Origin of the sequence: Pseudomonas batumici, assembly GCF_000820515.1 — a bacterium.
In the GTDB taxonomy this organism is placed as follows: Bacteria; Pseudomonadota; Gammaproteobacteria; order Pseudomonadales; family Pseudomonadaceae; genus Aquipseudomonas; species Aquipseudomonas batumici.
Genome location: NZ_JXDG01000054.1, coordinates 40,896 through 54,992 on the forward strand (window position 1 = coordinate 40,896; position 14,097 = coordinate 54,992).

Annotated in this window: 11 protein-coding genes; 6 read left to right on the plus strand and 5 right to left on the minus strand. The window is 61.4% G+C overall.

Annotation, left to right across the window (positions count from 1 at the left end; translation table 11 throughout):
- Nucleotides 1-13: 13 nt before the first annotated feature.
- Nucleotides 14-1,003 carry a 2-hydroxyacid dehydrogenase gene (locus UCMB321_RS19820; protein WP_040070130.1) on the minus strand — a complete coding sequence of 330 codons (990 nt, stop codon included), beginning with the start codon at nucleotides 1,001-1,003 and terminating at the stop codon, nucleotides 14-16.
- Between the two features lie 71 nt (nucleotides 1,004-1,074).
- Entirely contained in the window at nucleotides 1,075-3,828 is a 2,754-nt protein-coding gene (locus UCMB321_RS19825; protein WP_040070131.1) for a response regulator, read from the minus strand.
- 291 nt (nucleotides 3,829-4,119) lie between these two features.
- Between UCMB321_RS19825 and cysM the strand changes: the two genes are divergently transcribed.
- The 5 genes from cysM (at nucleotide 4,120) to UCMB321_RS19850 (ending at nucleotide 10,299) form a co-directional block, all read left to right on the plus strand.
- On the plus strand, nucleotides 4,120-5,022 hold the full coding sequence (gene cysM / locus UCMB321_RS19830; protein ID WP_040070132.1) for a cysteine synthase CysM: 903 nt from the start codon (nucleotides 4,120-4,122) through the stop codon (nucleotides 5,020-5,022).
- The gene (rlmD, locus tag UCMB321_RS19835; RefSeq protein WP_040070133.1) at nucleotides 5,022-6,374 is read left to right on the plus strand and encodes a 23S rRNA (uracil(1939)-C(5))-methyltransferase RlmD; all 1,353 of its coding nucleotides are present in this window, start codon (nucleotides 5,022-5,024) and stop codon (nucleotides 6,372-6,374) included. The genes cysM and rlmD overlap by 1 nt, the downstream gene beginning before the upstream one ends.
- A gap of 119 nt (nucleotides 6,375-6,493) precedes the next feature.
- Complete coding sequence (relA, locus tag UCMB321_RS19840) at nucleotides 6,494-8,737, plus strand: GTP diphosphokinase (protein WP_040070134.1); 2,244 nt, start codon at nucleotides 6,494-6,496, stop codon at nucleotides 8,735-8,737.
- A gap of 139 nt (nucleotides 8,738-8,876) precedes the next feature.
- On the plus strand, nucleotides 8,877-9,728 hold the full coding sequence (gene mazG, locus UCMB321_RS19845) for a nucleoside triphosphate pyrophosphohydrolase (protein WP_040070135.1): 852 nt from the start codon (nucleotides 8,877-8,879) through the stop codon (nucleotides 9,726-9,728).
- Between the two features lie 25 nt (nucleotides 9,729-9,753).
- The gene (locus UCMB321_RS19850; protein WP_040070136.1) at nucleotides 9,754-10,299 is read left to right on the plus strand and encodes a DUF2058 domain-containing protein; all 546 of its coding nucleotides are present in this window, start codon (nucleotides 9,754-9,756) and stop codon (nucleotides 10,297-10,299) included.
- A gap of 342 nt (nucleotides 10,300-10,641) precedes the next feature.
- Here UCMB321_RS19850 and UCMB321_RS29565 read toward each other — a convergent pair whose 3' ends face one another.
- The gene (locus tag UCMB321_RS29565; RefSeq protein WP_052451321.1) at nucleotides 10,642-11,664 is read right to left on the minus strand and encodes a thioesterase domain-containing protein; all 1,023 of its coding nucleotides are present in this window, start codon (nucleotides 11,662-11,664) and stop codon (nucleotides 10,642-10,644) included.
- 473 nt (nucleotides 11,665-12,137) lie between these two features.
- Here UCMB321_RS29565 and UCMB321_RS19865 point away from each other — a divergent pair, with 473 nt between their 5' ends.
- Complete coding sequence (locus tag UCMB321_RS19865; RefSeq protein WP_040070138.1) at nucleotides 12,138-12,581, plus strand: hypothetical protein; 444 nt, start codon at nucleotides 12,138-12,140, stop codon at nucleotides 12,579-12,581.
- 100 nt (nucleotides 12,582-12,681) lie between these two features.
- Here UCMB321_RS19865 and UCMB321_RS19870 read toward each other — a convergent pair whose 3' ends face one another.
- Nucleotides 12,682-12,870, minus strand: coding sequence for a hypothetical protein (locus UCMB321_RS19870; RefSeq protein WP_040070139.1), 189 nt, complete (start codon nucleotides 12,868-12,870; stop codon nucleotides 12,682-12,684).
- A 257-nt stretch (nucleotides 12,871-13,127) separates the two neighbouring features.
- The gene (locus UCMB321_RS19875; protein WP_245220832.1) at nucleotides 13,128-14,060 is read right to left on the minus strand and encodes a transcriptional regulator GcvA; all 933 of its coding nucleotides are present in this window, start codon (nucleotides 14,058-14,060) and stop codon (nucleotides 13,128-13,130) included.
- Nucleotides 14,061-14,097: the final 37 nt, after the last annotated feature.

Genomic DNA, 14,097 nt, shown 5'->3' on the forward strand with positions numbered 1-14,097 from the left:
GGCGGGTGGCGGTTCAGCTGCCGACCTGGTTTTGCGGCGTACCGGCGCTCCAGGCGCTGATGTTGTCCAGGGTGGTCGCGGCGATCGCGGCCAGCGCCTCATGGGTCAGAAAGGCCTGGTGGGCGGTGACGATCACGTTGGGAAAGGTCAACAGCCGCGCCAGCACATCGTCCTGCAGCGGCAGGTCGGAACGGTCCTCGAAGAACACCTGGGCCTCTTCTTCGTACACGTCCAGTCCCAGATAGCCCAGCTGGCCGTCCTTGAGCGCGTCGATCAGCGCCGGGGTGTCCACCAGGCCGCCGCGCCCGGTGTTGATCAGCATCGCCCCCGGTTGCAGGTGGGCGAGGGTGTCGCGGTTGACCAGGTGATGGGTGTCGGCGGTCAGCGGGCAGTGCAGGCTGATGATCCGCGACTGCGCCAGCAGTTCGGGCAGGCTCAGGTAGCGGGCGCCGAGGGCCAGCAGCTCGGGATTGGGATGGGGGTCGTAGGCCAGCAGTTGGCAGCCGAACCCGGCCATGATCCGGGCGAACGTCGCGCCGATCTGCCCGGTACCGACCACGCCGACGGTCTTGCCCACCAGGTCGAAACCGGTCAGCCCATGCAGGCTGAAGTCGCCCTCGCGGGTGCGGTTGTAGGCACGGTGCAGGCGCCGGTTGAGGGCCAGGATCAGCGCGACGGCATGTTCGGCCACCGCATGGGGCGAGTAGGCCGGTACGCGGACCACGCACAGCCCCAGGTGTTTCGCGGCGTCGAGGTCGACATGGTTGTAGCCGGCCGAACGCAGGGCGATCAGGCGGGTACCGCCGGCGGCCAGTTGTTCCAGCACCGGGGCACTCAGGTCGTCGTTGATGAAGGCGCAGATCACCTCATGTCGGTGGGCCAGTGGCGCGGTATCCAGGCTCAGCCGCGCCGGCTGGAAATGCAGTTCGAGGTCGGTGACGCCAGGGCGGGCCAGGAAACTGTCACGGTCATAGGTCTGGCTGCTGAAGAAGATGACACGCATCGGGGGGCTTCCTTCCAGATTGGGATGGCCGACACTCTAGCGCCGGCGTCCATGCCGGCTCTTGCCGTGGATCAGGCACTGACACGAGCCTCGCTGGCGAGGCGGGCGATGGCCATGTCCAGTTCCTCCAGTGCCTGACGGGCGTTTGGGGCGTCTTGCTTGAGCAGGGTTTCGCTGCGCTGACAGGCCGCGCGCAACTGCGGCACGCCGCAGTAGCGGGTGGCGCCGTGCAGACGGTGGACCCGTTCGATCAGGCCGTTGTGGTCGTTGGCGTCACGGGCCTGGCGAATCGCTTCGCGGTCGGCTTCCAGCGAGGCCAGCAGCATCGCCAGCATGTCGGCGGCCAGGTCGGGTTTTCCGGCGGCCAGGCGCAGGCCTTCGTCCGGGTCGAGCACCAGCAGTTCGCTGCCCACCTGGCTGTGTTCGCCGACGCGTTCCGGACCCTGGTTGCGCAGGGCCAGGCCGGTCCACTTCAGCACCACCTGGGCCAGCTGTCGCTCGCTGATGGGCTTGGTCAGGTAGTCGTCCATGCCGCTTTGCAGCAGGGCGCGCTTTTCGTTGGCCATGGCGTGGGCGGTGAGGGCGACGATGGGCAGCGGCGTGCTTTGCCGCTCATGTTCCCATTGGCGAATCGCCTCGGTGCTTTGCCGCCCATCCATGCCTGGCATCTGCACGTCCATCAGCACCAGGTCGAAGGCTTCGCGCTGCACGGCGTCGATCGCCGCGTAACCGCTCTCCACCGCCAGTACCCAGGCGCCCATGTCCTCGAGCAGGGTCTGGACCAGCAGCAGGTTGGCCGGGTTGTCGTCGACGCAGAGCACCCGCGGTGCCCGGCTGCCCAGGGGCTCGATGGGTTCCAGGCGCGCCGGGCGCGGGGTGATCAGTTCCGCCAGGGCACGGCGCAATTTGCGCGTGCAGGCCGGCTTGGCCTGGAGCTGGCCGTGGGGGTTGGGTACGCAGAGCTGGAACAGCGTCTGCTCGGTGGTGGGGCACAGCACCAGCACTTTGCAGCCGAGGTGTTCGAGGTCCCAGATGTGCTGGCTCAGCCGTTCCGGCGGCATTTCCTGGGCGGTGACCCCGAGGACCGCGAGGTCGATGGCCTGTTCGGTCTGGTGCGCCCCGGTCACCCCATTGGCCAGGTTTTGCAGGCTGTTGAACGGTGTGACCTCCAGTCCGCAATCCTCCAGCTGGTGCTGCAGGGCCTGGCGGGACAGTTCGTGGTTTTCCAGGACGGCCACGCGACGCCCGAGCAAGGGCGGCGCGGGCAGGTCCTCGATGTCGTCGCGGGTCTTGGGCAGGCTCAGGCTGATCCAGAATTCGGAACCTTCGCCCGGGGTGCTGTCGACGCCGATCTCGCCGCCCATCTGTTCGATCAGGCGCTTGGAAATCACCAGTCCCAGGCCCGTGCCGCCGGGTTGCCGCGACAGTGAATTGTCGGCCTGGCTGAAGGCCTGGAACAGTGCCCGGACGTCCTGGTTCGACAGGCCGATGCCGGTGTCCTGCACGCTGATGCGCAACTGCACGCTGTCTTCGTGTTCTTCCTCGAGCATGGCCCGGGCGACGATGGTGCCTTCACGGGTGAACTTGATGGCATTGCTCACCAGGTTGGTGAGAATCTGCTTGAGCCGCAGCGGGTCGCCGATCAGCGACAGCGGGGTGTCGCGATAGACCAGGCTGACCAGCTCGAGCTGCTTGGCGTGGGCCGCCGGGGCGAGGATGGTCAGGGTGTCCTGGAGCAGGTCGCGCAGATTGAACGGAATGCTGTCGAGTACCAGTTTGCCCGCCTCGATCTTCGAGAAGTCGAGAATTTCGTTGATGATCCCCAGCAGGCTGTCGGCGGATTTCTCGATGGTGCTCAGGTAGTCGAGCTGGCGCGGAGTCAGTTCGCTTTTCTGCAACAGATGGGTAAAGCCGAGGATGCCATTGAGCGGGGTGCGGATCTCGTGGCTCATGTTGGCGAGGAACTCGGACTTGATCCGGCTGGCCTCCAGGGCCTCCTTGCGCGCCAGGTCCAGTTCGATGTTCTGGATCTCGATGGTTTCCAGGTTCTGCCGCACGTCTTCGGTGGCCTGGTCGATGCTGTGCTGCAATTCTTCCTGGGCGTTCTGCAGGGTCTCGGCCATGCGGTTGATGCCCGAAGCCAGTTGATCCAGCTCCTGGCTGCCGAGCGGCGGCAGACGGGTCTCCAGGTTGCCCTCCTTGAGTTGGGCGACGGCTTGCTTGATCTTGCCGATCGGCGCGTTGATGGTGCGGCTCATGCGCAGGGCCAGCAACGCGGTGCCGAGCAGGCCGGTGATAATCAGCAGCAGGCTGGCGAACAGGTTGCGATAGCCGCGCAGCAGCATGTTGTTATGCGACAGTTCCAGTTCGACCCAGCCCAGCAGGCGGTCGGCTTCGTCGGGAAGCACCTCGCCGGAGATGTTGCGGTGCCGGCCGAAGACCGGCAGCAGATAGCGGGTCGCATCGTTGCCGGTGCGCTGCAGCAGGTGGCTGCTGTTGCCGATGGGCGGCTGGTTGAGCATGCTCGGGCCGGCATGGGCCAGTTGCTCGCGGTTGGCGCCGAGAAAGGACACGGCGCGCACGTCGGTCTGTTCCAGGGACTGGGTGGCGATGCGCTCCAGCAGGTCGACATCGTTGTGGCCCAGGGCGGGCGCAACCAGGGGCGCGAGCTGTTCGGCGATCATCTCGCCGCGTTGCAGCAACTGGTTCTGCAGGTCCGACTGTTGCAACCAGGTGAAATACCCGCCCAGCACCAATGCCATCAGGGTGGTCGGCAACAGGGTGAGCAGTAGTACGCGGCCTTTGATTCCCAGGTTTTTAAGCACGCAACACTCTCCATCAGATACAGCGTCCGGCAGATACGCCCATCTTCGATTCTCGGCGTGCGCATCCCGCGCCCGCTCCACCTGCGCAGTGTAGCCATTTGCAGGGGGGTAAATCTCGCAAAGTTCTCGGGGAATTCATGGGGTGCCGCTATCCGCGAGCAGCCCGATGAGCATGGCGGCTTTCAAATCTGCCTTATATCCATAAGTCATAATCACCGCACTTTGCGTGATATGGAGCGCCGACGTTTGCCGGTATGATGTTAGCCCCGCAGTCCGGATTGCGAATACGCCATGACCTTGCAGTACCCTACCATCGCCGATTGCGTCGGCAACACGCCCCTGGTTCGCTTGCAACGCCTGCCCGGCGTCACCAGCAATACCCTGTTGCTCAAGCTTGAAGGGAACAACCCCGCAGGGTCCGTCAAGGATCGTCCGGCGCTGTCGATGATCACCCGCGCCGAATTGCGTGGGCAGATCCACCCCGGCGACACCCTGATCGAAGCCACCTCGGGCAACACCGGGATCGCCCTGGCCATGGCCGCCGCGATCAAGGGCTACAAGATGATCCTGATCATGCCGGACAACTCCACCGCCGAGCGCAAGGCGGCGATGACCGCCTATGGCGCCGAGCTGATCCTGGTGACCCGCGAGGAAGGCATGGAGGGTGCCCGTGACCTGGCCGAGCGCATGCAGGCCGAAGGTCGTGGCAAGGTGCTCGACCAGTTCGCCAATATCGACAACCCCGAGGCGCACTACACCGGCACCGGTCCGGAAATCTGGCGCCAGACCCAGGGCACTATCACCCATTTCGTCAGCTCCATGGGCACCACCGGTACCATCATGGGCGTGTCGCGCTATTTGAAGGAACAGAACCCGGACGTGCAGATCGTCGGCCTGCAACCGATGGAAGGCGCGTCGATTCCGGGCATCCGTCGCTGGCCCCACGAATACCTGCCGAAGATCTTCCAGGCCGAACGGGTCGACCGTATCGTCGACATGGGGCAGGAAGAGGCGGAAGACGTGATGCGTCGTCTCGCCCGTGAAGAAGGGATTTTTTGCGGTGTGTCCTCGGGCGGTGCGGTGGCGGCGATGTTGCGCCTGTCCCGCGAAGTCGAGAACGCGGTGATGGTCGCGATCATCTGTGACCGAGGCGACCGCTACCTGTCGACCGGCATCTACGACGCGCCCAACTGATGGCCAAGCATGAAAGAGGCCTGCGCTTCCAACCCAGTGGCGGCAGCCGTACCCCGCAAGTGCCGACCGGCAAGAAGCAGCGCCTGACCATCGAGCGGCTGTCCAACGACGGCCGTGGCATTGCCTTTATTGAAGGTCGCACCTGGTTCGTCGTCGGTGCCCTCGCCGGCGAAGAAGTCGAAGCGCGGGTGCTGGGTGCCCACGGCAAGGTGGTCGAGGCGCGCACCGAGCGGGTGATCCTGGCCAGCGACCGGCGCCGCCCCGCGCCCTGCGCCCATGCCGGGCGTTGTGGCGGTTGCAGCGTGCAGCATATGCCCCATGACGACCAACTCGCCCTGAAACAGCGCATGCTCGCCGAGCAACTGTCGCGTGTCGCCGGGGTCGAACCGCTGGAGTGGGCGGCGCCCCTGACCGGTCCGGAATTCGGCTATCGGCGCCGGGCCCGTGTGGCCGTGCGCTGGGACGCCAAGGGCAAGACCCTCGAGGTGGGTTTCCGCGCCGCTTCCAGCCAGGATATCGTCGCCATCGACGACTGCCCGGTGCTGGTACAAGCCTTGCAACCGCTGATGCGCGAGTTGCCGGCCATGCTGCGACGCTTGAGCAAACCCCAGGCCCTGGGCCATGTGGAATTGTTCAGCGGTTCGGCGGTGGCGGTGTTGTTGCGGCATATGGCGCCGCTGTCGACGCAGGACCTGCAAGTACTACAGGATTTCTGCAGTGCCCATGACGCGCAACTCTGGTTGCATGGCGAAGACGGCCCGCAACCGGTGGACCCGTCGTTGTCCCTGGGCTATCGCCTGGAGACCTGGGATCTGGAGCTTGCGTATCGGCCAGGCGACTTCGTCCAGGTCAACGCCGGGGTCAACGAAGCCATGGTGGTCCAGGCGCTGGACTGGCTGAAGGCGGGCGCCGACGAGCGTGTGCTGGACCTGTTCTGTGGGCTCGGCAACTTTGCCTTGCCCCTGGCCCGTCAGGTGCGCGAAGTTGTGGCGGTGGAGGGCGTGGCGACCATGGTCGAACGTGCCGCCGCCAATGCCTTGAGCAACAATCTGCATAACGCGCATTTTTTTCAGGCCGATTTATCCCAGTCCTTGAGTGATGCCGATTGGGCCAAAGGCGGCTTTTCTGCTGTACTCTTGGACCCACCCCGTGACGGTGCGTTCGAGGTGGTGGGCAAGCTCGCTGCCCTGGGTGCCGAGCGATTGGTGTACGTGTCTTGCAACCCGGCGACGCTGGCGCGCGACACGGTTGAATTGATCAAGCAGGGCTACCGGTTAAAACGTGCCGGGATCCTCGATATGTTTCCGCAGACCGCGCATGTCGAGGCCATGGCGTTATTTGAAGCGAGCTAGGATGCTCGTCTGGTCCGACTGACCGCCTCCGTATCCTGTCAGCCCGGACAGACTGCGGGGGCCATAACAGGTCAGCGATTTTGACGCATAGAATCTGCGTCGTAGGGAAGGTAAGCAAGATGGTACAGGTGAGAGCACACCAGCCGATCAATACCGACGGCAGTATCAATCTCGAGGCATGGCTCGATCATACGGTGAGCGTCGATATGGCGCTGGACCGTGAGGCCTTGAAGCAAGCCTGCGAATTCGCACGGCTTGCCGAACAACAGAGCAACGCGGCCCAGAACCTGTGGCCCGAAGGCGGTTCCAGTTTCAGCACGGGCCTGGAGATCGCCGAGATCCTCGCCGATCTCAAGCTGGACCAGGATTCGCTGGTGGCGGCGGTGCTGTATCGCTGCGTGCGCGAGGGGCAGATTCCCTTGACCACGGTCAGCCAGAAGTTCGGCCCGGTGGTCGCCAAGCTGATCGACGGCGTGCTGCGTATGGCCGCCATCAGTGCCAGCCTCAGCCCGCGTCAGTCCCAGGTCCTCGGCACCCAGGTGCAGGTGGAAAACCTGCGCAAGATGCTCGTGGCCATGGTCGACGACGTCCGCGTGGCACTGATCAAGCTGGCCGAGCGCACCTGCGCGATCCGCGCGGTGAAGACCGCCGACCACGAGAAGCGCAACCGCGTGGCCCGCGAGGTCTTCGATATCTACGCGCCCCTGGCGCACCGCCTGGGTATCGGGCATATCAAGTGGGAGCTGGAAGACCTGTCGTTCCGCTACCTCGAGCCCGACCAGTACAAGCAGATTGCCAAGTTGCTGCACGAGCGGCGGCTGGACCGCGAGCGTTTCATCAGCGATGTGATGAACCAGCTGGAAAACGAATTGCTGGCCACCGGCGTCAAGGCCGATATCAGCGGCCGGGCCAAGCACATCTATTCGATCTGGCGCAAAATGCAGCGCAAGGGCCTGGAGTTCAGCCAGATCTACGACGTCCGTGCGGTCCGTGTGCTGGTGCCGGAAATGCGCGACTGCTACACCGCGCTGGGTATCGTCCACACCTTGTGGCGGCATATCCCCAAGGAATTCGACGACTACATCGCCAACCCGAAAGAGAACGGCTACCGCTCGTTGCACACGGCGGTGATCGGTCCTGAAGGCAAGGTCCTGGAAGTGCAGATCCGCACCCACGCGATGCACGAAGAAGCCGAGCTGGGGGTGTGTGCGCACTGGAAGTACAAGGGCACCGACGTCAAGTCCGGCTCCAATCACTACGAAGAGAAAATCTCCTGGCTGCGCCAGGTGCTCGAGTGGCACGAAGAACTGGGGGATATCGGCGGCCTGGCCGAGCAGTTGCGGGTCGATATCGAGCCGGACCGGGTCTATATCTTCACCCCCGACGGTCACGCCATCGACCTGCCCAAGGGCGCGACGCCGCTGGACTTCGCCTATCGGGTGCATACCGAAATCGGCCACAACTGCCGGGGCGCGAAGATCAACGGGCGGATCGTGCCGCTCAACTACAGCCTGCAGACCGGCGAGCAGGTGGAGATCATCACCAGCAAGCACGGCACGCCGAGCCGCGACTGGCTGAACCCGAACCTGGGCTACATCACCACGTCCCGGGCGCGGGCGAAGATCGTCCACTGGTTCAAGTTGCAGGCCCGCGACCAGAACGTCGCGGCCGGCAAGACCCTGCTCGAACGCGAGCTGGCGCGCCTGGGACTGCCGCAGGTGGATTTCGACAAGCTGGCCGACAAGGCCAACATGAAGACTGCCGAGGACATGTTCGCCGCCCTCGGCGCGGGCGACCTGCGCCTGGCACAACTGGTCAATGCCGCCCAGCAACTGGTGGAGCCGGAGCGCGGCAACGAACAGCTGGAACTGATTCCGCGCAAGGCCAGCGGCTACAAGCCGGGCAAGCGCGGCGACATCCAGATCCAGGGCGTCGGCAACCTGATGACCCAGATGGCCGGCTGCTGCCAGCCGTTGCCGGGGGACGCCATCGTCGGCTACATCACCCAGGGCCGTGGCGTGAGCATTCACCGCCAGGACTGCGCCTCGGTGCTGCAGCTGGCCGGGCGCGAGCCGGAGCGGATCATCCAGGTCAGCTGGGGGCCGGTGCCGGTGCAGACCTATCCGGTGGACATCGTCATCCGTGCCTACGACCGTTCCGGCTTGCTGCGTGACGTGTCCCAGGTGCTGCTCAACGAGCGGATCAACGTGCTGGCGGTCAACACCCGCTCGAACAAGGAGGACAACACCGCGTTGATGTCCCTGACCATCGAGATTCCGGGGTTGGATGCGCTGGGGCGGTTGCTGGGGCGGATTTCCCAGTTGCCGAACATTATCGAGACCCGGCGCAACCGCACCCCTTGAGCTGCTGCGCTCGGCCTGGCGTTGTTGGAGCCTGCACGAAAAATGCTCATTGACTAGAGTCAACTCCGCTTTTCGTGCAGGCTCCGCCTAGCCATGCCTTCGCTCGCGACGCTCAATTCAAGAGTATTGAGAACAACCGATGTACAGCCTTCAAGACCTGCTCCACCTCATGGCCCGTCTGCGCGACCCGCAATACGGCTGCCCCTGGGACATCAAGCAGACCTACGCGACGATTGTCCCCCACACCCTGGAGGAAGCCTACGAAGTCGCCGATGCCATCGAGCGCGGCGACTTCGAGCACTTGCAGGGTGAGCTGGGCGACTTGCTGTTCCAGGTGGTCTACTACAGCCAGCTGGCCCGGGAAGAAGGGCGTTTCGAATTCGACGGCGTGGTCGACGGCATCACCCGCAAGCTGATTCGTCGCCACCCTCACGTGTTTCCCAGCGGCGATCTCTATGCGCCGCTGGACCTGCCGCGCTTGAGCGAGGAACAGGTCAAGCAGCGCTGGGAGGAGATCAAGGCCGAGGAGCGCGCCGAGAGCCATCAGCGCAACAATAGCCATCGCGCGCCGGAACAGCTTTCCCTGCTCGACGATGTGCCGGCCGCCCTGCCGGCCCTGTCGCGGGCGGCGAAGTTGCAGAAGCGCGCGGCCGGGGTCGGTTTCGACTGGCCGGACGCATTGCCGGTGGTGGACAAGATCCGCGAAGAGCTGGACGAAGTGCTCGAAGCCATGGCCGACAACGACCCGGCGGCGATCACCGATGAAGTGGGCGACCTGCTGTTTGCCGTGGTCAATCTGGCCCGGCACCTCAAGGTCGACCCGGAAAACGCCTTGCGCGGCGCCAATGGCAAATTCGACAGACGTTTCCGTTTTATCGAACAGGCATTGCGCGACACCCATCGTCCCATGGAAGATTGCACCCTCGAAGAGTTGGACGCCTTGTGGGGCGAAGCCAAACGTCAGGAAAAGAATAGGCCCAGCTGCGGCTGAGCCGTTGCCCAAGTGAGTAAGCACCATGAGTCTTTCCCTTCGCGACCAGTTGCTCAAAGCAGGACTGGTCAACCAGAAGCAGGCCAAGCAGGTCGGCAAAGAGAAACAGAAACAGCAGCGCCTGGTGCACAAGGGCCAGGTCGAGGCCGACGATACTCAAGCGCGCCTGGCCCGGGAGGCGCAGGCCGAGAAGGTCAAGCGCGACCAGGAGCTGAACCGCCAGCAGCAGGAAAAGGTCGAGGCCAAGGCCCGTGCGGCCCAGGTCAAGCAATTGATCGAAACCTCGCGCCTGCCCAAGCTGACCACCGAGGACTACTACAACTTCGTCGACGACAAGAAGGTCAAGCGCCTGTCGGTCAACACGCTGATGCGCAACAAGCTGAGTAACGGCTCCCTGGCGATTGTCCACCATGGTGGCGGTTACGAGGTGATCCCCCGTGAGGCGGCGTTGAAGATCCAGGAGCGCGCCCCCGAGCGTATCGTCCAGCTCAACGTCCTGAGCGAGACCCAGGTGCCGGACGAGGATGATCCGTACGCCGCGTACCAGATCCCTGACGACCTGATGTGGTAACCCGCTGAAAACACAACCCCCGCTCAAAAGGCGGGGTTTGTGTTTGTGGAGCTCTGCTACTGAACTTGCTTAGGAAGTGTTCTCCAGATCAGAGCGGCGATGAGGCTTATATTGATCAGCCAGACTGACAGAAAAATTGAGTGTGTTCGGGTCCATGCTTTGCGATACAGCGTGATGGCGAGTGCTATCTGGACAAGAAAAAAAGAAACTATCGCAGTAGGGATAGAGATAATGTAGGTGTAGAGCTCGATACCGAATTTTAAAAGGATATAGAGCTCAAGCGCATTGAACGGAAGAACGAGGGCGCAGGCGAGGCACAAAATGGCTGAGACCTGCCAGCTTTTACTGAAGGCCTTCAACTTTCAATCTCTCAGCCAACTCACGTCGACGAGTTTCCCCTTCTTTGCCTGCGATACCATAGAAAAAGTGACCTTGCCCAGAGTCGGAAAGTTGAGAGTCAAGCATTTGCTCACCTAAGCTGGGTAGGCTTGCGATTAATTCTGTTTCAGACATTCCGGCATGAATTTTGTCATTTTGCTCGGTCAGGTCGATGATCAGGACGCGTTTTATTTTATCGGTTTCTCTCAGTTCGCTTAGAAACTCCTGCGATATCGGAGAGCCAATGAGTACCAGATGATCAATGAACGTTCCCTTTTCAGCATAGAAAAGGGCGGTTTGTGCTGCAACAAGAGAACCCCAGGAGTATCCAATCAAATTGAACTGACCGTTTTTTGGTAGTTGCCTGCTGATGCCTAGCGCTTTAAGGCTCCAGTCTGTGCTGATTTTGTATGGGCCGGTGGCCGAAAGGCCCGAGATTGAGCGGACAGGGTAACGGTATTTGATGACCGCCGCAGCGTCGCCAGGAAGCCCTTCGGTTATTTTTCCAGCGATGGCGCCGTCAATGCCGACGAAGCGTAGTTTTTCTATTTGGCTTGATATGTAATCTCCCTCCATACCCGCACCTCCTAAATAAACCGTCAAACCATCTTTAGGTATAGGGCTTTCAATGATGGGCGTGTGCGCTGGAGTATACGGTTGTTCCGATTCTGTCTGTAGACGTTGAGCACTGCCGAATGTGACACTTTGAGAGGTTGAAAGGGTCTTTGGAAAAAGGGGGCTGAATGGCCTTTCCAGAAGCAGATACCATTGTTGAGATTCAAGAATGGTTTCTATCTGACTGAGTGCTATGGATCGGATGGGGTTCAGCCATTTCTTGTGTTCGGCAGCGAACTCAGAAACTCCATAAATACCCCCAATTCCCTTTCCATCCAGTGCATCCTGAACTTTTCCGGCGGCAAAAAAGGGGGATTCAACTTTATGCTTTTCCAGTTGATCGAGCTGGCTGCTCTTTATGAGTCTATCCATGGTGGTATTGCGACTCCTTGCATGTCATGAGGTATGAGCTTTTTCATGCAAGTGAATTTTTGCTGTGAACAAGGGGGTATGGCTGTAGTACATCACCCTTATTCTTGAAGGCTGTGTCTTGTTTTTGAGCGGTTGCTCGGCCACACCATGGCTGCGCTGATGCTGACTACTGAAAAAACTCATATTTCCCACATGCTTCAGGCATGGGAGAATATTGCGTGCGCTAAACGCCAGGGCTACTGTTCACGTGTCGCTGCAAATTCAGCGATACGGGTTTTGCAGCCCGGCTCAAAGAAGGCGCACAGCGCCGCGTAAGCGGTTTTTGTGCTCGCGTTATGGCGAGCTGTGCGCAGGAGGCTTCGGCCTGCCGGTTTCCTTCTTTGTCCCGGTCTGCAAACCTGTGTACGGCTCGCCACCTTTCGTTTTGCAGCGTGGGATGACGAGCTTCGTTCTTAAAAAGAAGGAGCGTCACCATGTCAAAGACGATCACTCCCGATCCGCCCCCAGCTCGCAAAGTCCTCAGCACTGCTGACAGGGCGATGTACCTGCGCAAACTCTCTGATACCCCATCCAGCGAGCCCGAGCCAGCCTCGGCAAACACGCCCCGTTTGCTCGATACTCTCGCGTTCACCTGCTCCAGACCCGTCACCCCCGAAGCCTCGTACAAGCCCACGCTATTTGCCATCCAACCGGGCATCAATGCCCAGGACGCGCTGACCTATGTTTCGAATCTGCTTGAAACGGCGGAACTCAATGGCGACGAAATCAGCCTGCATACCAACCCGGTGGAGCGGGCGTTGTTCTGGGGCATGCTGCATTCGGTGGAAGTGGCGCGTGCGGTGGTGGATGCGCTGCTTGAGGGCGCGCGCCCGTCCAATCAGCTATCGTCGGCTCTGGACAACCCCCCGATTGATTGAGCTCGTTCTGCCAAGAGAGATCAAGCACTTGGCGGCCTGAAACGACAAACCCCGCCAGGTGCGGGGTTTGTCGTTTTACAAGCCTGTCATTGCCCGGCGTTCAGGACGCCTGCATCTCGCGTTTCTTCTCGAGGGTTTCCAGCTCGTTCTTGTAATTATGCGCGTCGGCCTCGTTGTGAAACATGCCGACCAGCAGGTCCTGCTGGTGGACATCCCAGATGCGAATGCCATTGGCTACGCCTTCATGGGACATATGGGCATCATCGCGTTCGGTCACTTTTACGGTCATCTGCAAGCTCCGGTCTCTGTTGAACTGCGGCAACGCGTCGCAGGCCCCTGTTATATAATTCATTAGCTTCCTACGTAAATCCGTAACAGATGGAATTTACTCTTGCGAGGAATGCAATAATGAGCAAAGGCCCGGATTGCCTGGGTTTGCGCCTTTCGAGCTGGAGTTTTATGACAAAAGTTTCATGTTGGATGCGCTGCGAGCAGCGCCCCGACTTTGGGAGTCATAACCTAGAGAGAAGGGATCGGCTCATTCCGTTATTTCGCTTCCGATAACAACCATGTCCGGAAAGCCGCTACTTGAGGCTTGTCCAAGGCTGCCGGCGGATAGACGAGCCAATAGCTGTAATCGTTGGGCAGCACAACGTCAAAAGGCTGTACCAGCCGGCCAGCGCGCAAATCGTCGGCGGCGAGCATGAGTCGGCCTAATGCAACCCCTTGTCCTTCCACCGCTGCCTGCAATGCCAGGCTTGCATCGTTGAACGAAGCGCCGGCATCCACTTCGAGTCCATCGATTCCGGCTTGGTCGCACCAGTATCGCCATGCCTCTCTCGGCGTGTCATGCAACAAGCGGACATGGCGCAAGTCGGCCGGTACACGCAGGGCGGGTGGGCCATTGGCGAGCGAGGGGCTACAGACCGGACTCAGCCCCTCCCGGGCGATAAGGTCCGCCTTGAGGCCTGCCCATTTCCCGAGTCCCGAGCGAATGCCAAGATCGAAGCGCTCAGTTGCAAACTCCCAGACATCCGCCGAACTGACTAGTCGTACGTCGATTTCCGGATGCAAAGCGCAAAACGCCTCAAGACGAGGCACGAGCCATCGAGAAGCGAATGACGGTAGAACAGTGATGCGCAAAAGCCGTTCGTCAGGCTCCTGCAGACGCAGCGTTGCTGCCGCTATGCGATCAAGCGCGCCAGCCAGTTCCGGGGCATAAGTCCGGCCCTTGGTTGTGAGCTTCAGCACATGCCCGCGACGTTCGAACAGACGGGCGCCCAGCCAATCCTCAAGCTGACGGATCTGATGACTGATCGCTGCCTGCGTCACGCACAGTTCGGCAGCGGCAAGGGTAAAACTCAGGTGCCTGGCCGCTGCCTCGAAGGCACGCAGCGCACCCAGCGGTGGCAAGCGTCGCATGGATTGTCGATTAGTTTTTCTTATCGAGAACGTCAATATAACCCGTTTGTCGCTCATGCAGAAGGCACTTCTAATGACGTGTCCCCTTGGCGGA